This is a genomic window from Legionella worsleiensis (assembly GCF_001467535.1).
In the GTDB taxonomy this organism is placed as follows: domain Bacteria; phylum Pseudomonadota; class Gammaproteobacteria; order Legionellales; family Legionellaceae; genus Legionella; species Legionella worsleiensis.
Window position 1 is genome coordinate 120822 of sequence record NZ_LNZC01000003.1, and the last position, 19587, is coordinate 140408.

Sequence of the window (19587 nt, forward strand, 5' to 3'; positions counted from 1 at the left end):
TTATGAAAGACAGATTATCAGACGAACAAAATGAAGAAATTTTAAAGTCCCTTAATGAGGCCATAGATACAGGCCCATGGGATAAATCCAACTTTTTAAAAGTTGTCGGTAAAAACTTAATTGAAATTCGCGATGGATTTTTAAATCAGTTAGGAGCCAGTAGTCGGGCGCAACTTAAGGCAGAGTCTCATTTGGCAAACCGTATTGCACTGCGCAGCGGTCAACAGGAAATTTACATTTCCTTATATTCCTCTGATGGAGCAGTCCTCCAATCATGGGAAAAGATAATTAGCAATCTGCCCAAACAGATGATTTCCAGACCTATTTACGCTGATGAAGCCGATATCAAGGCGTTGTTAAAAACAAAAGAAAACAAGCAGAATGAAGCGTATGTTGCAGTGTATATCAATCAATCGGATATTTTATCACTTTCGGCAGATAAAGCGCCTGTTGATAAATTGGGTAAAATGTTGCTCAGTTTAAAAGATAAAACTTTAAATCTGGATAATATCAGCCGTTTTGTTCATGTCAGTGGTGTATACAAATTTGAACGAAACCGTTTGATTAAAATGCCTTAGTTTGCATCAGGCAACCGCTTGCTCTGTCTATAATTTTCTTAATCTCTCATGAAAATATCGCAAATTTATCGCAGAGCAGTATATACTTGAATTAATTAACCTAATTAAAAAGTTAGTCACAATGGCTCAGCAGCAACAGCAACCAGGCTCAGACAATGCAATGGCACCGGTATGGATTATCATACTGTTGTTTATTACAGGTTTTCTTGTTTGGAAGTTTGGTCATGCATACATAGTCAGTACTGTATTTCAGATCAACGTCTGGCAGGCAAAACTGGTCAATTTGTTCCTTCATAATCAAGACTTGGCTCAGCAGATTTATCTGATGCAAACCCTTGATCCCGCAACGGTAGACTGGGCACGTCTGGTGGAAATGACCGGTAATGTTGGTGATTATATGCGTTATCCGGTTGTTTTTGTGTTGATTGTTTTGGCTATTGTTCTTTACCGATCAAACATCACTCTTAAATTTCGTAAAACTCATGATATGAAAAGTTTGCGGGCTCAGGAACAGTTTAACTGGCCAGCCATAATGCCGGTTATCAAAGAAGATTTGGTCAATCAGGATGTTAATACAGGCCCTTGGGCAATGGCGTTAACCCCTATGGAGTTTGCCCGTAAATATAAGTTGTTAAAAAAGGATGATGCCGTATTGGATAAGCCCGTACCCGGTCAGGAAATGACTGCGGGCATCCGAAAAGGAGATGCAAAACGGGTTTTTACCTTGCAGTTGGGCCCTTATTGGGATGGTTTTGAGCGCTGTACACCTCAGGCATATGCTTTGGCAGCCGTTTTTATGGCACGGATGAACAGGGACAGAGATGCTGCAAATCATATTCTAAAAGTTTTGGATGCCAGTTTCGTGGCAGGAAAACCGGACTTTTCAGTTGCCAGACCAGTGATTAAAAAATACCAACACGCAGAGAATGTTCAGGAAATCATAGCCAAACATGCTTATATGCTGACTGTAATGGCTTCCTTGCTTGAAGGCGCCCGAGATGATGGGGTGGTGCCCAGTTCGGAGTTTCTCTGGCTTAAACCAGTGGACAGACGCTTGTGGTATATGCTCAATTGTGTGGGCAGGCAAACTCCTTATGCTGAGGTTGGTGGCCCCTTTGCTCACTGGCGTGCCGAAAAAGAAATGGGGCGTCGTTCTCTCGTTCCTATGATTGATGAAGCAATTAAAGCTTTGGAAATTGCCATTAAAGAGATTAAATTAACACCCCGTCAAATGGGAGAGTTAGAGCCATGATGCGCGGTATAGACAGTAGACATGAGTTAGATCCCACCCTGCTTTTGAGGGACACACGGACATTAACCCAACGATTAGCTGATTTTTTTGCTGATCCCACAAACATTTCAATTTTACTGTTTACTTTGTCTGCAGCGGCCTATTATTTTTCTGAGGTAGCTACCGTTTTGATGATTATTGGTTCTTTATGTTTTCTGTACAGCTTTACCCGTAAACAAAAATTACCCTTTCGCCTCCCGCAAATTGCGCGGGTAAAAGACTATAACGATATGAAGCCGGGCTTAAACAAGCCCAATATGGCTCGAGGAATTGCTTTTTTTGGTAATGACAGAAAAACGGGTGAAGAATTGTGGTTTGCTAATGATGATATGCGAACACATGCCTTAATTTTTGGGTCTACCGGTAGTGGTAAAACAGAATGTTTAGTGTCTTTGGCATATAACGCCTTGGTTCAGGGCAGTGGATTTATCTATGTGGATGGTAAGGGAGATAACTCTCTTTATGCCAAGGTCTTTTCTATGGTGCGCAGTATGGGGCGAGAGGACGACCTGTTATTAATCAACTTCATGACGGGTGCCAGAGATATTGTTGGGCCCCAGGAAAAAAGACTGTCCAATACCTTAAATCCATTTTGCCAGGGCTCATCAAGCATGTTAACTCAGTTAGTAGTGAGTTTGATGGGTGGAGCAAGCCAGTCCTCTGATGGAGATATGTGGAAAGGTCGTGCTATTGCGTTTGTTGAAGCGTTAATGCGGCTTTTGGTTTATATGCGTGATGATGGCGCTATTCTTCTTGACGCCAACACCATTCGAAACTATTTCGATTTGCAACGGCTGGAATCAATAGTCATAGACAAAGTCTTCCCTCGCGACGATCAGGAGAGCATCAATATTGAGCAGATTCCCAAGCTGGTAACCGATCCCTTACGAAATTATTTAAATACCTTGCCTGGTTATAACAAGGAAAAAAAAGGGAAGCAGGTGTCGCAGGTTCTTGAACAACACGGTTTTATTACCATGCAGTTAGTCAGAAGTTTTTCATCCTTGGCTGATACTTATGGACATATTATTCGAACGAATTTAGCCGAGGTTGATTTTAAAGATGTTGTGTTAAACAGACGTATACTTGTTGTACTGTTACCCGCTCTTGAAAAATCACCGGATGAATTATCCAATCTTGGCAAGATCATTGTGTCTTCCCTAAAAGCCATGATGGCTGCAGGACTGGGCGAAGAGGTTGAAGGGGATTATCGAGACGTTATTCTCAGAAAGCCAACCAATGCTCCAACTCCGTATATGTGTATTCTTGATGAGTACGGCTATTATGCGGTACAGGGATTTGCGGTAGTACCTGCACAAGCTCGCTCTCTAGGATTCTCTGCTATATTCGCTGGTCAGGATTTTCCGGCATTCCAAAAAGCATCTAAAGAGGAAGCCGCATCCATTGGCGCAAATACTAACATTAAAATCTGTATGAAACTGGAAGATCCAACAGAAACCTGGGATTTCTTTACCAAAACAGCAGGTGAGGCTTATGTAACTAAAGTCGATTCGTTTCAAACGAAAGATACCAGCATAGCCAATAGTTATATGGATACCAAAAGCTCATCATTTGAAAAGCGTTCTCGTGTTGATTTACTGGACTTAAAAGAACAGACCGAGGGAGAGGCTCACATATTCTTTAAATCCAAAATTGTGCGTGCAAGAATGTTTTACGCCAATCCCAAACCGGTTAAGCAGTTAAAAATAAACCAGTTTTTGAAGGTCGAGCCACCACCCGATGATTATTTAATGAAGTTACAAAAACAATTGTCATCATTTCAGCAGATACTGGAAAGTGGTGATTTGAGCATCAACAAAGTTGTTGAAAATGAAGAGATTACTTTAATTACTAAAGCGTTAAGGGAATCAAATATAGTCGAGCCAATTGAACGGGGTGTAGCTGCGTTAATTGCGTTCCATGGTCACAATGAACCAGAGCCTGTTGAAGACATTATAGAAGAAGAAGTAGAAGGTGCTTTGACCATATTTAGTGCCCTGCGGTTTAATTATAATGCGCCGCCTATTTTAGTCAGCGATAAAGCAACATTTTCTCAACCTTTATTACCTATAAACGAAACACGAAATCAGATGATGCTCATAGAGCGCCTGGCTGGTGCAAAAGATAAATACGCTGGAACTGTTGCTAATGAGTTAATCAAAGATTTTCAATTAGCAACAAGTTATCCTCCGGAAGAAACCGATATTATCGAACCTCTGATACTCACCGAGATAGTAAAAAGTTTATCTTCTCGAATTGCTCTAGAACGTGAAAAGGCGGTTAATCGTAGTCAAGAAGACTTATTCTAGGAAACCTCTATACCAACATTCTTAAAAACCTGCCAAGTGACCTGAGTTGCTTTAGGCAGTTTTTTATCGGAACACAAGATAATTTCTTTAAAAAAATAGCAATTTTATGAAATTCGTTGTAACGTAATGATTTGTATGTTTTTATTATTATCTGGTAGTTTAAGAGCATTAGACATAGATAACACAGGAAGTCTATTTTTTAAAATGGGGATAACGGGTGAGATCAGTGCCTACTAACTACATCAGTGTCATGACCCGCATATTAGCGGTAACCGCCTTGCTTTCGGCCAGTGCGTGTCATCGCTCAAATTATGTTCCAGATGAAAATGAGCCAAAGCTGCCTTGCAAAGTTCAAGGAGCTTGTGACGCAACAATTATGCAGTATTTAACCAAGTTAAATAAACGTGGTATTAAAGTGGTGACCATTGGTCAGGATTATCTTATCAGTATTCCTGCAAATGCCTTGTTTAACGATCAGTCGCCACATATAAAATGGTCCTCCTACAGTCTGTTAAATGATGTATCAATGTTTCTAAAACAATTTCGCAAGGTTGCAATTACGGTAACCAGTTACAGCAGTAAATATGTGTCTGTGCAAAGAGAGAAAGCATTAACTCTGGCGAGATCTCGAGTAGTCGGTGAATATTTGTGGTCTCAGGGAATAGACAGTCGTTTTATCTTTACACAAGGACTTGGTAGTGATAAACCTATAGTAATTATGAAGCAAGGCGGTGATTTATCGCCAAATGCCCGGATTGAGATTACTTTTAGACGAGCTGTAGTAGATTGAGGAAGTTATGAGCCGGGAAAATTGGTTATTAATACAGAGAAATAAAAACTTTAATGTTAATATTTACCGAAGTGGCCTGGTAGCAGTAATTTGTTCTTTATTGATAAGCAGTATTTTGGGCGCATTAATATTCTATTTTTACCTGAATGAGCCTGAGAGAGACTATTATGCAACAAGTGGAATAACTCCTCCGGTCAAACTAAAGGCGTTATTGGCACCTAATGAAGCATCAGTGCCTTTGTTAGAACCGGATCCACCAACAGATGATATACCAAGGATTATACCGCAATAAACAGAGGTTATTATGGCTGAAGATGCCTTAGCAGTTGTAGCATTACGAAATCAGTTTTATAAAGATAGCCAGCGTAAAGTGATATTAGCGCTTCTCATTGCGATCGTGGTTAATATTATCTTGGGTTCGCTGCTGATTTACATTATAACTCATCCTCCAGCACCCAAATATTTTGCTACATCCATTAACGGGCGAATTACGCCTTTATTTCCGTTAAGCGAACCCAACCAATCCGATTCTGCCGTATTGCAGTGGGCGAATCAGGCCGCAATTGCTGCGTTTACTTATAACTTTGTAAACTACAGAGATGAGTTACAGGCATCTTCAGGATTTTTTACAGCGGATGGATGGGATCAATTTCTCAATGCGTTGCAATCCTCAAATAACCTGGATGCAGTAAAAGCCAAAAAATTGATTGTTTCAGCTGTTGCTACCCGTGCGCCTATTATTTTGCAAAAAGGGGTATTAAATGGCAATTTCTCATGGCGAGTACAAATGCCTATTTTGGTGACTTATCAGAGTGCGAGTGAATTTACCCAGCAAAATAATGTGGTTACTATGTTGATCACTCGAGTGTCGACTTTAAATTCTCCTCGAGGTATTGGAATATCGCAATTTGTGGTCGGACCTGCCAGTGGTGGGGTAAGTTAATGATGACTCATTTTAAAATTACATTTAATTCATTATGTTTTTTAGGAATACTGAGTTCTTTTCCTCTTAGCGCAATAGCCGCTAATCAAGGAGATGATGCGCAACAGGCTCTGCAACAATTAAGATTGTTGCAGCAAAAATTATCCCAGAGTCCAGGCGCAGACGGCCAATCCCCTAGCGATTCGAATACAGCTGCAGCTCAATCGGGCCCTAATATGAATTCTCAAGCCCCTGCATCTGGCGCACAGCAGTCTTTAGCGCAGGCACAAACATCGCAAAATTCTGCAAGTAGTGAGAATCAGTCCATAACGCAATCTGAAACTGAAATTGTCGATAATAAAGCATTTAAAGACATGACTCGTAATTTATATCCGTTAAATCCAGAACAGATTGTACGGTTAAAACAAATGTATCAAACCAACGAATATGCCCAGGCATCGACTCCAGGCACACCGCCCAAGCCAACAGCGACATCACAATTTGTTAACTTGTCCCCAGGCTCTACGCCACCGGTGATTCGATTATCGCAAGGATTTGTCTCTTCCCTTGTATTTCTGGATTCAACTGGGGCACCATGGCCCATTTCAGCTTATGATTTGGGTGATCCGGCCTCTTTTAACATTCAATGGGACAAAACCAGTAATACCCTAATGATTCAGGCTCTCAAACTTTATAACTACGGTAACCTTGCGGTTCGTTTGCGAGGATTGAATACACCAGTCATGTTGACATTGATTCCAGGTCAAAAAGCAGTCGATTACAGGGTAGATTTACGGGTTCAAGGTTATGGGCCAAATGCGAAGTCCATGCCTATGGAAGAGGGAATTCCTCCCTCTGCCAGCGATATACTTCTTCACGTGCTGGATGGAGTACCTCCTGCGGGAAGTACCCGATTGGTAGTAAGCGGAGGTGACGCACGTGCGTGGTTATCCAATAATAAAATGTATGTCAGAACCAATCTTACTGTATTGTCACCGGGCTGGTTAGCGAGTATGACTAGTGCTGACGGAACGCATGCGTATGAAATGCAAAAATCTCCGGTGTTATTAGTGTCCTGGCACGGCAAGGTAATGCAACTTAAGGTAGAAGGGTTATAAGCGATGGCAGGCAGAAAAGAAAATCTCAAATCACTGTTTTCCAATACTCGAACTCGAGTGATTATCATTTTTACAATAATCCTGTTGGTTATCTCGGTTGCCATTGGCTACCTGAAGCTCAGGAGTTCCGTTCAGGGCCCTGTTTCAAAGGCATTTGTAAGCGAAACACCGGGAATTCAATCTATTCCTGGAGTACTTGACCCAACGGCACAATACGCCAAATTACAAGAAGAACAAAATATTACCCAAGCCAAGCAGGCCGAGCAAACTGGCGGTAGTGCCATACCGACTATTATCCGTACCCAGGCACTGGGGCAAGGCGTTGGTGTTATTGGTGCCCAAAACGGACAAAGCGGAGTCGGCTTTACTGCTTTATCACGAGAAGACGATGAAGGTGCCCAAAGAAGTTTATGGATACAGGAATTGCAAAATGCAAGCTGCAGTACATCAGTCGTTAAAAAGGTAATCAATCAGGGCGCTTTATTGACTGATTTGAAACAAGCATGCAGTTGTGTACAGCTTAAAGACAACGGTTTTGTATTAAGAGATCTTGAACAAATCTGCGAGTGCAAAGAATTAAGGGCAGCAGGATTCAATGCCAGACAGTTAAAAGACGCAGGTTATACAGCAGGACGATTGAGAGCTTGCGGTTTTGATGCGTGTGAGTTAAGAAATGCAGGATTTACTGCTCAGGAAATGAAAGATGGCGGATTCTCGGATGGTGAGTTAAAAGGAGCTGGATTTTCTGATAATGAAATTGCCCGCGCCAGCGGGTTACCCGATGGAATAACCGCAGACGAAGTAAGAAAAGCAGGATGTGGTGCAGCTGCATTATCCAAACTACGTCAAGCGGGAGTAACCGCTGCTGCAATAAGAAAAATATCGGGATGCAGTGCTGAGCAATTGGCAGCTGCTGGGTATACGGCGCAAGACTTAAAAGATGCGGGCTTTAGTGCTGCAGATCTTAAAAAAGCCGGTTTTACCGCCGATGAACTGAGAGCGGCAGGATTTACGGCTCGTGATTTATTAAACGCTGGATTTACCCCTCAAGATCTTGCTAATGCCGGTTTTACTGCGGCACAAATTAGGGCGGCAGGAGCGGAGCTTCCTCCTGGGATTACGCCTAACGATGTGCAAAATGCAGGTTGTGATGTCGACGTATTAAAAAAAGAAAGAGCTGCTGGGGTTAGTGCTGCACTCATCAAACAATACGCTGGTTGTAGTGCGCAAGCACTAAAAGCTGCAGGTTTTACTGATGCTGAATTGGCGGATGCAGGCTATACGCCCCAAGAAATTGCTGCCGCTAGTGTTTTGTCTGACGCAGACATTAAAGCAGCCGGTTGTGATCCTGAGAACTTAAAAAAACTACTTAAAGCCGGGGTTTCAGCCAAAAGAATTAAAGATTTAAATGGCTGCAGTGCCGAAGCATTGAAAAAAGCGGGATTTGACATTAAATCACTGCTTGATGCAGGTTACACTCCAGATGATTTACTTGCTGCAGGTTTTACACCTAAGCAGCTTGCAGATGCTGGTTTAACCCCTGCATCGATTATTGCTGATGGACGAACAGCTGATTGCAGTGTTGATTCGCTTAAAAAAGCAAGAGCAGCTGGAGTAAGCGCCCTGGCTATCAAACAAACATTAGGTTGCTCAGCTGCTGCATTAAAAGCTGCGGGCTATACTGCAAAAGAGTTGAGGGCTGCAGGATTTACAGCAGCTGAGTTAAAAGCTGCAGGCTTTAGCGCTAAAGATTTGAAGGATGCGGGTTTTAGTGCCAAAGAATTGCGTGATGCTGGATTTTCCGCTCAAGATCTGAAAGCCGCAGGTTTTAGTGCAAAAGAACTTAAAGATGCCGGATTTAGTGCAGCAGAGCTCAAAGCAGCAGGTTTTTCTGCTGCCCAACTTAAAGCAGCTGGTTTTAGTGCCAAGGAATTAAAGGACGCAGGCTTTTCCGCTGCCGATCTGAAAGCAGCTGGATTTTCCGCTAAGGAATTAAAAGATGCCGGTTATTCCGCATCTGATTTAAAAAATGCGGGCTTTTCCGCAGCTGAATTGAAAAATGCAGGATTTACCGCAGCGGAACTAAAAAATGCAGGGTACAGCGCAACCGAACTCAGAAACGCTGGCTTTTCAGCGGCTGATTTGAAGGATGCTGGCTTCACCTCTGCTCAATTACAAGCCGCCGGATTCTCTCCTCTGGAATCAAGCATGGCTGGTTTGGATGATCCCAGTTTAGCGCAAAACCCATCATCCTTATCGGGTGTTCCTACTTTTCCAGGGCAGCAAACTTCAAATGCTCAGATAGGTTCCAGTAGCGACCAGTTACAAGCGATTTTGAATAAACAAAATCAGCAGATGGCGGAGCAAAAATATCAGCAAAAAATTCAACAAAGAACCTCTGATATGCTTACTGCCGCAAATCAGGCGGTGCAAGTATGGAAGACCGTCAGCACCCAAACTTATACCGCTGGAAGCGAGGATAAAACCTCAGGCGGAAACGATAATGCGGCAGCCGGCTCAGCTAATGCAGCTTCGCAAGGGCAACAGGCGGGGCCACAAAATAATGCTCCAGCTCAAAAAGCAATTATTAAAACGGGTGATGTGGTATTCGCTGTTATGGATACCTCAGTAAACAGTGATGAACCTGGCCCTATTTTGGCAACTATTGTTACTGGAAAATTAAAAGGCGCTAAACTCATAGGCAGTTTTAATCTGCCTACTAATGCCGATAAAATGGTCATCACCTTTAATACCATGTCTGTACCGGGGGCTGCAAAAACAACCTCAATATCGGCTTTTGCTATCGACCCTAATACAGCCAGAACCGCCTTATCCAGCAGGACAGATCATCATTACCTAATGAGGTACGGTTCCTTGTTTGCATCTTCCTTTTTGGAAGGATTCGGTAACGCTTTTCAGTCAGCCAATACTACTGTAAGTATCGGTGGAACTGGTGGTGGAAATAATATTACCGTTGCTAACGGTATAGGTCGCTCTTCTCTTGAAAATGCTGTTATTGGTTTGGCAACAGTAGGTAAAAGCTGGGGACAACAAGCGCAACAGTTATTTAATACCCCAACAACAGTAGAAGTATTTTCAGGAACGGGTATGGGTATTTTATTTACACAAGATGTAACAACTATTTAACTTGATGGCAGAGAATAATGGCAGAACATGATCAAGATAATGATGAATATCAATTTGCGGAATTGGATTCACTTGGTAATGAATCCTTTGATGAATCCGGGTTGACGCAAGGCAGTCCTATGTCTTCAACTCAGGAACAAACTGCAGATAAAAAAAATATCAAGCGCAATGCTCTGATTGCTGTGGCCTTGGTTGTTTTGGCTATGGTGCTGTACAAATTCATAGGTTATTTGTTTTTTTCAGGTACATCTGAATCTGTGCCAACCAAGGCAGTGGTGCCTCCCATGACCCAGATGACTCAAACGCAAACGGCACCAGTGATTACACCAGCACCAGTTCAACCTATTCAGCAAGTGCAGCAAATAGATACACAAGCACAAAGAGAGCTTAGTGATAAAATTTCAGCACTGGAAGCCTCTCAACGCAGCCTTAGAGCTGACTTGAGCGCTTTAAACGAACAGATAGGCACAATCAATAACAATGTTAATAACTTAAACTCACAAATAGCTAATTTAAGCCAAACCATGAATGTCTTGTCGAGTCAGATGGCGAAACAATCTGAGGTTGTTGGCGTTCTTATAGCGAGAACAGCGCCCAAGAAACCCAAACCAGTGGTACGTTATACTCCGCAACGTATTAATTATGCTATTCAAGCAGTAATTCCTGGTCGTGCATGGCTAATTGGCTCAAATGGTTCTACAATTACTGTTAGAGAAGGAACGAAAATTGCAGGATATGGAATGGTTAAGTTAATCGATTCAATACAAGGTCGAGTATTAACCAGTTCAGGGCAGGTAATTAAGTTTAGTCAAGACGATAGTTGAGGCGTATATGGCAACTTGTACTGGCGGTACTGTTTCGTGCTGGATTGCAAGTCAGGCTGATATTTTAACAAATATTGCCAATTCACTAGCTCCTGTAGAGCGGTTAATTACAGGTGGCGCATATCTTATTGGCTGTGCTTTTTTGTTTAAAGCAATCTATAGTCTAAAAGTTTATGGAGAGGCTAGAACTATGATGTCTAATAGTGCTAGTGTCAAAGAGCCTGTTATGTATCTCATGATTGGAGCATTGTTAGTTTATTCTCCTACAGCGTTTCATGCGTTCATGCAATCAACCTTTGGCTATCAAAATATCCTCCAGTATGCTCCAGTTAATACCAGTAACGCTGCGTTAGATACCCTTTTCGGCAGTGGTAGTCTCGTTGGAAGACCGTTATCAATGCTGATACAGGTTATTGGTTTGATTGCGTTTATTAGAGGATGGGTTTTAATTGCTCGCTCTGCGTCCCAAGGGCAACCCCCAGGGGGTACTGGTAAAGGTTTAATGCATGTATTTGGTGGTATTTTGGCAATCAATATTGTAGGTACTATTAATATGATTAATAATACTTTATATGGTACGGGTTAGACTAATTTTAATCAGGAGACAATTGTGAATAATAAAATTAACTTTAAAGCGGGCTACAAGTATTGGTTGATGTGTGCGGCTTGCATGGGGCTTCTAGCTTTGTTTAGTCAGGAAGCTGCTGCAGGAGGAAGCATCACTATAGGAAGCATGGCATCAACTATTACCAGTTCTTTTACCAACTTGGCAAAATTGATTACAGCGGGTTCTTATTTGGCGGGTTTGGGCTTTTCTATTGGTGCCATTATGAAGTTTAAACAGCATAAAGACAACCCAACTCAAATTCCTATTGGAACACCTATTGCGCTGGTATTTATTGCCGCGGCTTTACTGTTTCTGCCTTCCATTCTCGGCGTAACAGGTCAAACAATGTTTGGCGGCAGTGGTGGTGTGACAGCAGGTCCTACAGGTACAATCTTTAAGTAACTACTGAGTCCATTCAGGTAGTTTAGTAATTGGGTAGAGATGAAATCTTTACCCATTTTGATTTTGTATGGTCTAAAAGATTATATGAAATAATGAATATAATAACGTAAAAACGTAGGTAATTTATTAAATAACGTTTTGTACGAACAATAGAAATCTTAACTTCAGCTTAATGTGAGCCGATAATTATGGCGGGTAATCAAGAACGCTGCGAATTAAAATTAGTCGCTACACCAGGTTCCTGGCGCTTGTATTCAGCCAGAAAAATTGATGTGCGATTTAAGTCCTATGAGCAAAAAGTATTTGCCAGAGATCGCTATACCTGCCAATTTTGTGGTTTTCAAGCCCGCTTGTTTCAAGACATTGTTAATCTTGATAATGATTATACCAATAACAGGCTTTCTAATTTGGTCACAGCCTGCTGTTTTTGTGCCCAATGCTTTTTTATTGAATCAGTTGGTGTGGGAGGTTATGGAGGGGGGACTCTGGTGTATCTTCCTGAGCTGACTCAATCAGAACTAAACAGTTTGTGTCATGTTCTTTTTTGTGCGATTACTAATGATACCGGATATAAATCAAGCGCACAAAATATATACAGAAGCTTTAAATTTCGCTCTCAAATTGTTGAAGAAAAATTTGGTGAGGGAACCAGTGATCCTGCAATATTCGGTCAGCTAATGATTGATTCAGGGGTGACCAATCACGAGATCAGCAGTCAGCTATTGCACAACATTCGATTGCTGCCCTCAAGGGCTAAGTTCAGAAAGCAAATTGAAAAATGGGCTGCCAGTGCATTGGAAGAAATTGCTGAATAAACAGCAGCATGTTTTATGGGTACCTAAATGCGATACACTAGTCTGGTGCTTCTTGCTGGTTTAATCAGGATAAAGATTTTAGTGTTCGTATTCTAAGTTGTATCATATATTCTGAACAAGTGGTGTTGCGGCGAAATTGTGGGTAATTGTGCAAGTGAATTGTCAACAAGCCCGGGTTAAGAAATATAAAAAAATTGGGGAAAAGGGATGGCGAAATGGTCAGAATCGTTTTTTGAGGGAATAGACACCTTCTTTGCCTGGTTAAGCACTTCTCTTAAACAGACTACTGAGTCTTACATTGATTTGGAAACTGCTGATAGTCCCACCGTTTTGGTAAATCATGACGGTACTTTACTGTCTGTCATCAAGATTGAGGGAGTCACTGCATTAACGGGAATTGATGAATTTGAACGTTTGGTTTCAGGTTTGAATAACGCTTTTCAGGCAGCGATGGGCAGACCCGGTCATGCTTTGCAAGTATATTTCAGCCACGATAAGCAAAACATTAAAAAGGTAATACAAGATATTTATGAGCCAGCAGAGGCGACTGCAAAACGGCTCGATCTAACCTTGAGTGATTTGTTTGCGGAGCGAGTCGATTACCTATCGCAATATTGTGCGGAAGAGCAAGTCTATTTTGTGTTGATTACTCGCCCCTTTAACCTTCCTAATGATCAGTTAAAAGTTTCTTTTAAAACCAAAACCAAATTTATAAAAGATAATAAAGTACCCCCCTTTAAAAATACGCAAACCATTTTTGCAGCGGTTCCTGAGTTAAGAGATACGCATGATGCATACGTTAGAGCCATCATGAATGACCTTGATGCTTTGCGGGTTTTTGCCAAGTTGATGAATGTTCATGAAGCAGTGCATGCTATTCGTATGACGGCTGATCCTGATTACACTGCAGAAAACTGGCGGGCTACCTTGCCGGGTGACAAATTACCTGTTCGTGAAATCAATAGTTTCGAAGGCGATCCTTCTGATTTGTTATGGCCCTCTTTAGCCAAACAGGTTCTTCCCCGGGATGCAGAGGTAATTGATTTAAGGACAGTCAGGGTAGGGGACAAAATTTATTCGTCAACTTATATTGATTTGTTTCCTAAAGACGTAAGGCCTTTTATTACATTATTTGCCCGAATACTGCCTTCTCATGTTCCCTGGAAAATAGCCTTTCTTATTGAAAGCGAGGGGTTAAATACGATCAAACTAAAGGGTCTCTTAGCCGCTATATTGAGTTTTAGCTCGGCACAGAACAGACTCATTAGTGACTCGGTAAACTTGTTGAAATATCTGCAGCTCAATACCGACGAGGCAATCGTTCGTTTAAGAGTTGTTGCAACAACCTGGGCACCAGAAGGAAATCTGCCCTTGCTAAGGAGAAGAAGTTCCGAGTTGGTTAAGGCAATACAAGGTTGGGGTTCAACAGATGTTTCAGAGGTCTGTGGTGACCCATTTGCCGGTTTTGTTTCAACGGTGCTTGCTGCGAGTATGAATAGCCCGGCAGTTCCTACTGTTGCGCCATTATCAAGCGTTATTTCCATGTTGCCTATAACCCGTCCAGCATCCCCTTGGAAAACTGGGGCATTATTATTCCGCTCACCTGATGGTAAGCCCTGGCCTTTTCAACCGGGCTCAACGGAACAGACGACCTGGATAGACCTGGTCTATGCTCGTCCAGGTTCAGGAAAATCGGTGTTATCCAATGCCCTGAATTTAGCGCTTTGTTTGTCTGGTGGTTTAACTCGTCTGCCTCGAATTGCCATTATTGATATAGGACCATCGAGTAGTGGTTTGATTTCATTATTGAAAGAAGCCTTGCCAGCGTCCAAACGTCATTTGGTGGCTTATCATCGTTTAAGAATGACTCCTGAGTACTCTATTAATCCCTTTGATACTCAACTGGGATGTCGATATCCTACGGCTTTAGAGCGCTCTTTTTTAGTGAATTTTATTACGTTACTCACAACGCCGCTGGGTGCTGCTAAACCTTACGACGGGATGCCTGATTTGGCTGGTATGGTTGTAGATGAGCTTTATAAAAGTATGGCTGATGAATTCAATCCCACACCTTATGCTCCCGGAGTGGAAGAGTTCATAGACAGTATTCTTGAAGAAATAGGATTTGTCAGAGATTCCAAATCGACCTGGTGGGAAGTGACCGATTCATTGTACTCGGCAGGATTTGTCCATGAGGCAATGTTGGCGCAACGATATGCTATGCCATTACTAGCAGATGCTGCATCTATTTGTCGCTCTTCTTCTATCGAAGATTTGTACGAAAAAGTAACCGCTCCCACGGGTGAGTCACTAATTAACGCCTTTTCGCGCATGATATCGTCTGCTGTGCGAGAATATCCCATTTTATCCCGGGTGAGCAGCTTTGATATTGGTGATGCTCGAGTTGTCTCGCTGGATCTTGATGAGGTAGCGAAAAGCGGTGGTGACGCAGCCGACAGACAAACTGCTGTAATGTATATGTTGGCTCGTTATGTATTGGCACGGCACTATTATTTAACCGAAGAAAGTTTGAATAATATACCCGAACAATACAAAGAGTATCATAAGCAGAGAGTATTGGAGATAAGAGAGGATCATAAACGGATTGTGTATGATGAGTTTCATCGAACCTCTAAATCTGCCGCTGTGCGTGAGCAAGTTATTATAGACATGCGGGAAGGACGAAAATGGAAAGTACAAATTTCATTATTATCTCAATCTGTAGATGATTTTGATCCAGTGATGATAGATTTCGCCACTGCCATCTATATTATGGATGCAGGTCCTTCGCAAGCGATTGATAAAACCACTCAAATATTTGGTCTGTCTGAAACCGCAAAAGCCGCCTTACGAAACAGAGTTCATGGGCCCAGGCTTGGTGGCGCAACTTTTCTGGCGCAATTTGCCACTAAATCAGGAGTGAATGTTCAGCTGCTCACTTTAACACTAGGCCCTGTAGAATTATGGGCATTTAGTACTACTTCAGAAGATGCGACTGTAAGAAACCATTTATACCGTCATTTAGGTCCCACGGAGGCGAGAAGGTTACTCGCTGCTCTCTTTCCTAATGGTTCTATTTCCAAGGAATTGGAAGCTCGACTGGCGGCAATGAAGGAACGAGTTGGTTTAATTGAAGATGATGAAAGAGAAGGTGCCATTGATCAGCTGGTTACTGATATATTGGAAGCTTATGCAAAAGATCCTAATATTAAATCCCTACCGGTCAAGATTGAATAAATAAAATCATGGGCTAGGCTCGCTTGGTAGCTTGGTAGCCTTGATGCAGCGCAGCGCAATCAAGGTTTCAAGCACGAAGTAAGCCCAATTCTTCGTTATTTTTCCAGCCCTAAAATCAGGGTGTAAAAATTCAGCCAAACCATGTTGAACAGGATTATAACGAAAAAAATTCATGTGATTATTAAAATCGGTTTTATTTACCATACTATATTTTTTATGGGTTTGATTTGAGAATATCAATTGAGAGAGTACACTAATTAAACCTTGATTTCGCTCTCGCTGCATCAAGGCTACCAAGTTGTTCTATCCGCACGACAAGATATTCGGTATTGTCAATTTAAATTTGGGGTGTGGCCAGGCGGTTATGATGATAGTGACCTAAATCCAAGGCATGGACCTTACGCACGATGTCACAAGCGGGTTGCTAGCAACTAAGCCACCCTTTACCCGGTGGCTTTTGCTTAAAACTGTAAAAACTACTTTGCGTGATGTCTTGCGGGATTGACGTAATGGATGTGTTTTGTAGTTCCTCAATCAGTTCGTTAAATAAAGACAAGGCATGGGGATAACATTTTAAACTCAAGCTTAAGGCGGTTTCCTGAACATCAATAGGAAATCGGGCTTGTTTCAGTATGTTTCCCTCATCAATACGTTCGTTCATTACATGCCAGGTGACACCGTGTTCTGGTTCGTTGTTTAAAATAGCCCATGACAGTGCATGTACCCCGGCGTATTGCGGCAGAGGCGCATTATGAAAATTAATGGCTAAATGGCGTGCTCGTTCAACAATTATTGGGGGTACAATAGTCCCGTTGATAATACTGAATAAATAATCAAAATCTGTGACGAGTAACGATTAAGTTGCCTCATCTAAAGAAGTGTAGTGCTTAATATGATGTGCTTCAGCCAGTTTTCGTGCTGCATCAAGTGCTGATATGACTCCTAAAATGAGGTACTTTTTCTTCAAAAGAAGTTCAGCACACTGAATCATTAAGTGATCATCACCTATCAGATAACAGGAACAATTTTGCTTTATGGATTCCATTATTTGCTACGGTTAGTGCCTTGCAGTACGTATTGTACCACATGTCCTATATAATAAATATTAGTGCATTATGGTTTGTGGTGAATTAATCGGTTCAATATTTGATCTGATTTTTGGTTAAAAATGATAAAGAACATCCTGTAATTGTTCATGATTTTTATTTGCTTTGTTTTTTCATTTAACTAGATATATGGATCGCTGTTTCATGAAACGATTGTATAAATGAACTCATGAAGTTACCTTTTTATTTATGTTGATGGACTTACGGGATCGTTAAAGAGCAGTTCTTGCCTTTTGCGTTAAGAAATTATGGTTTAAAATGAAAAAAATCTGGCCTTTGATGTACGTGTGACCGAGCAAGATTAAATGAAAGAACATTTTGAGCAGTATAATATGATCCACCTATCTTGCAAAACAGCGCTCAATAAAGCAGGTACTTTAAAAACAGAGGGTCTGCTTGAACAGTGTGATAACTATTGCTATTTAAAAATAGATGATGATTATATCCATTTAATTTACCCGATACTGAGTGCCCATTATGATGTAGATAAGCCTGATTATTTTAGGTTACCTGAAGATGTTGGCGCACATATTTCTGTTATTTATCCTGAAGAAAATGTCACTTTGAATCGAGAACATATTGGTCAAAAGCACTTTTTTAGAGTTGATGGATTGATAAAGGCCAAGTTTGGATTAAAAGAGTATTTTGTACTATCCGTTACCTCGCCAACTTTAGCTGTTTTTCGTCAAAAATATTACCTTGATCCAAAACCTACCTTTAAAGGGCAACAAGTTGTATTCCACATTACTGTTGGTGTTAGGACTGAACCGGACAATATTATCATCGAGTAATTTTTTTTGCCCAGCGAGTATAAATATTGTCCGATACTGCCTTTTGCTTGGTAAGGTTATTAGTTTAAAAGGCAAAAACAATATCGGACCCGAATGACCATTTTATCTAAGATCGTGAGTTGAAATTTACACCAAATTGACTAAAATATAAGTGTCTGCCAGTATTAACGGAGTAAATGATGGGAACCACTCGCCATTTTAAATCAGTTGCTGAGATTCGTGGAAAATTCAGCGCTATAGAAAGTACTTTTAAAGACGTAATGGCAAGAGAACTCCTTATTCTGAATACGCATGAAAATCCAACGCTCGACAAAGAGTTTTCAATGCGAATTATTGATGATTTTGAACGTAAAACAGATACCTTAAAACAGTTGAGAGAAGATCTGCGTGGAATAAAAACCGAAGTTACTAACCGTGGGAAAGGTTTTTTTAAACATGGAAATATTAAAAACAAACTAGATCAAATTATTACTGGGCAAATGATTCAGGAGCTTAGGACCGAAATGAAGAAATGCGTCCGAGCTTTAAGAGATGCGAATTATAGAAATGATCATAAAGTATGGTCTGGTTATATCAAGGAGTATAACGATAAATACCCAGAACTGCCAAGGTTAACAGTCTGGGAAGATGAGCAAACCACCCTGGGAAAACCTGGTTAAAATTATTTTATATTTATAAGTTGAGTTGTGAATCTGTTCATCAAACGTAATGAATTGCCCCTATTCTTCTAACGAACGGTTTCGTAATGAGCCATGATTAAGTTGATATCGGTCATATATCTTAATTAACAAGGTGATGGATCCACGTAAAATAGGGGGAATTACCAATGTAATTATAATTTTTTGGATGTAACTTATTTGAATATTTAGGGAATGTCACTATACCCTCATTCGAGCCGTTTGCTTATTTTTATATAAAAAATTTGCTAGATATTTGGAGCTACACGCCAGATATTCGAAACATGATACAATGTAGATTCTCATAGTGATTTATCAGTTTTCATGAAAAAAAATTATAAAAAAGTCATGCATTTTGTTACTGATTACTGTTAGTACAACAGCCCATTCCCGCTCAGTAAAGCACAACTACTATGCTGGATATACCATAATCAATTAAATTAGCGAAAATGCATGCCCTAGCAATTCCTGACTAACAAAAATAAACAAACTTTTAACGCTAAAAACACCAAGTTTTGCAATGAGATGCAACTTGTAATTTATTACCCTGTTGAAAAACCTTGTCAATCTCCATACCCAGCTGTAAATACAGTGATTCAGGATTTGAGGGAATTGAAAGGTGATTTGGACGTCGAAATCTCTGCTATAAAGCAAGCCTTGATGCAGCGCAGCGTAATCAAGGTTTTAAGCACGAAGTCAGCCCAATTCTTCGTTATTTTTCCAGCCTTAAAATAAGGGTGTAAAAATTCAGCCAAACCATGCTGAACAGGATTGTAACAAAAAAAATTCATGTGATTATTAAAATTGGTTTTATTTACCATAGTATATTTTTTGATGGGTTTGATTTGAGAATATCAATTGAGAGTGAACTGAATAAACCTTGATTACGCTGCGCTGCATCAAGGCTTGTATCTTTAATGTGTAAGCAAAAAAGCTTAATCTCAAGGGCACTTGGGATGGGAGAAGAGATCTT

General features: G+C 40.9%; 18 protein-coding genes. 15 read left to right on the plus strand and 3 right to left on the minus strand.

The features are described from left to right. Nucleotides 1–2: 2 nt before the first annotated feature. From icmQ to Lwor_RS02570, 13 genes are all read left to right on the plus strand, one after another. Entirely contained in the window at nucleotides 3–578 is a 576-nt protein-coding gene (gene icmQ / locus Lwor_RS02510; protein ID WP_058492326.1) for a Dot/Icm secretion system protein IcmQ, read from the plus strand. A gap of 121 nt (nucleotides 579–699) precedes the next feature. Then, nucleotides 700–1830, plus strand: coding sequence for a type IVB secretion system coupling complex protein DotM/IcmP (icmP, locus tag Lwor_RS02515; RefSeq protein WP_058492327.1), 1131 nt, complete (start codon nucleotides 700–702; stop codon nucleotides 1828–1830). Beyond that, nucleotides 1827–4178: a TraM recognition domain-containing protein gene (locus tag Lwor_RS02520; RefSeq protein WP_058492328.1), complete on the plus strand. Its 2352-nt coding sequence runs from the start codon at nucleotides 1827–1829 to the stop codon at nucleotides 4176–4178. The genes icmP and Lwor_RS02520 overlap by 4 nt, the downstream gene beginning before the upstream one ends. Before the next feature lie 217 nt (nucleotides 4179–4395). Then, nucleotides 4396–4968: a type IVB secretion system protein IcmN/DotK gene (icmN, locus tag Lwor_RS02525; RefSeq protein WP_058492329.1), complete on the plus strand. Its 573-nt coding sequence runs from the start codon at nucleotides 4396–4398 to the stop codon at nucleotides 4966–4968. 7 nt (nucleotides 4969–4975) lie between these two features. Beyond that, complete coding sequence (gene icmM, locus Lwor_RS02530) at nucleotides 4976–5260, plus strand: type IVB secretion system protein IcmM/DotJ (RefSeq protein ID WP_058492330.1); 285 nt, start codon at nucleotides 4976–4978, stop codon at nucleotides 5258–5260. 12 nt (nucleotides 5261–5272) lie between these two features. Next, nucleotides 5273–5911, plus strand: coding sequence for a type IVB secretion system apparatus protein IcmL/DotI (locus Lwor_RS02535; RefSeq protein ID WP_058492331.1), 639 nt, complete (start codon nucleotides 5273–5275; stop codon nucleotides 5909–5911). Then, the gene (locus Lwor_RS02540) at nucleotides 5911–7008 is read left to right on the plus strand and encodes a DotH/IcmK family type IV secretion protein (protein WP_415582884.1); all 1098 of its coding nucleotides are present in this window, start codon (nucleotides 5911–5913) and stop codon (nucleotides 7006–7008) included. The genes Lwor_RS02535 and Lwor_RS02540 overlap by 1 nt, the downstream gene beginning before the upstream one ends. A gap of 3 nt (nucleotides 7009–7011) precedes the next feature. Beyond that, nucleotides 7012–10155 carry a type IVB secretion system protein DotG/IcmE gene (gene dotG / locus Lwor_RS02545; RefSeq protein WP_058492332.1) on the plus strand — a complete coding sequence of 1048 codons (3144 nt, stop codon included), beginning with the start codon at nucleotides 7012–7014 and terminating at the stop codon, nucleotides 10153–10155. A gap of 14 nt (nucleotides 10156–10169) precedes the next feature. After that, on the plus strand, nucleotides 10170–10979 hold the full coding sequence (icmG, locus tag Lwor_RS02550; RefSeq protein ID WP_172458835.1) for a type IVB secretion system protein IcmG/DotF: 810 nt from the start codon (nucleotides 10170–10172) through the stop codon (nucleotides 10977–10979). 7 nt (nucleotides 10980–10986) lie between these two features. Continuing rightward, nucleotides 10987–11565, plus strand: coding sequence for a hypothetical protein (locus tag Lwor_RS02555; RefSeq protein ID WP_058492334.1), 579 nt, complete (start codon nucleotides 10987–10989; stop codon nucleotides 11563–11565). A 69-nt stretch (nucleotides 11566–11634) separates the two neighbouring features. Further along, complete coding sequence (locus Lwor_RS02560; protein ID WP_415582885.1) at nucleotides 11635–11988, plus strand: type IV secretion protein IcmD; 354 nt, start codon at nucleotides 11635–11637, stop codon at nucleotides 11986–11988. A gap of 188 nt (nucleotides 11989–12176) precedes the next feature. Continuing rightward, a complete protein-coding gene (icmJ, locus tag Lwor_RS02565) occupies nucleotides 12177–12803 on the plus strand; it encodes a type IVB secretion system protein IcmJDotN (protein ID WP_058492336.1) in 627 nt (208 codons plus the stop codon). A 207-nt stretch (nucleotides 12804–13010) separates the two neighbouring features. Beyond that, nucleotides 13011–16040, plus strand: coding sequence for a type IV secretion protein IcmB (locus tag Lwor_RS02570; RefSeq protein WP_058492337.1), 3030 nt, complete (start codon nucleotides 13011–13013; stop codon nucleotides 16038–16040). 6 nt (nucleotides 16041–16046) lie between these two features. On the opposite strand, the gene Lwor_RS02575 is transcribed toward Lwor_RS02570, so the two are convergent. The 3 genes from Lwor_RS02575 to Lwor_RS13935 form a co-directional block, all read right to left on the minus strand. Then, complete coding sequence (locus tag Lwor_RS02575; RefSeq protein ID WP_058492338.1) at nucleotides 16047–16325, minus strand: hypothetical protein; 279 nt, start codon at nucleotides 16323–16325, stop codon at nucleotides 16047–16049. Between the two features lie 139 nt (nucleotides 16326–16464). Continuing rightward, complete coding sequence (locus Lwor_RS13405) at nucleotides 16465–16860, minus strand: formyltransferase family protein (protein ID WP_083501560.1); 396 nt, start codon at nucleotides 16858–16860, stop codon at nucleotides 16465–16467. Nucleotides 16861–16896: 36 nt separating this feature from the next. After that, a complete protein-coding gene (locus tag Lwor_RS13935; RefSeq protein ID WP_058492340.1) occupies nucleotides 16897–17085 on the minus strand; it encodes a formyl transferase in 189 nt (62 codons plus the stop codon). A 366-nt stretch (nucleotides 17086–17451) separates the two neighbouring features. Between Lwor_RS13935 and Lwor_RS02590 the strand changes: the two genes are divergently transcribed. Both Lwor_RS02590 and Lwor_RS02595 read left to right on the plus strand, forming a co-directional pair. Then, on the plus strand, nucleotides 17452–17937 hold the full coding sequence (locus tag Lwor_RS02590) for a hypothetical protein (RefSeq protein WP_058492341.1): 486 nt from the start codon (nucleotides 17452–17454) through the stop codon (nucleotides 17935–17937). A 176-nt stretch (nucleotides 17938–18113) separates the two neighbouring features. Then, entirely contained in the window at nucleotides 18114–18596 is a 483-nt protein-coding gene (locus tag Lwor_RS02595) for a hypothetical protein (protein WP_147279853.1), read from the plus strand. The last annotated feature ends 991 nt before the right edge of the window (nucleotides 18597–19587 follow it).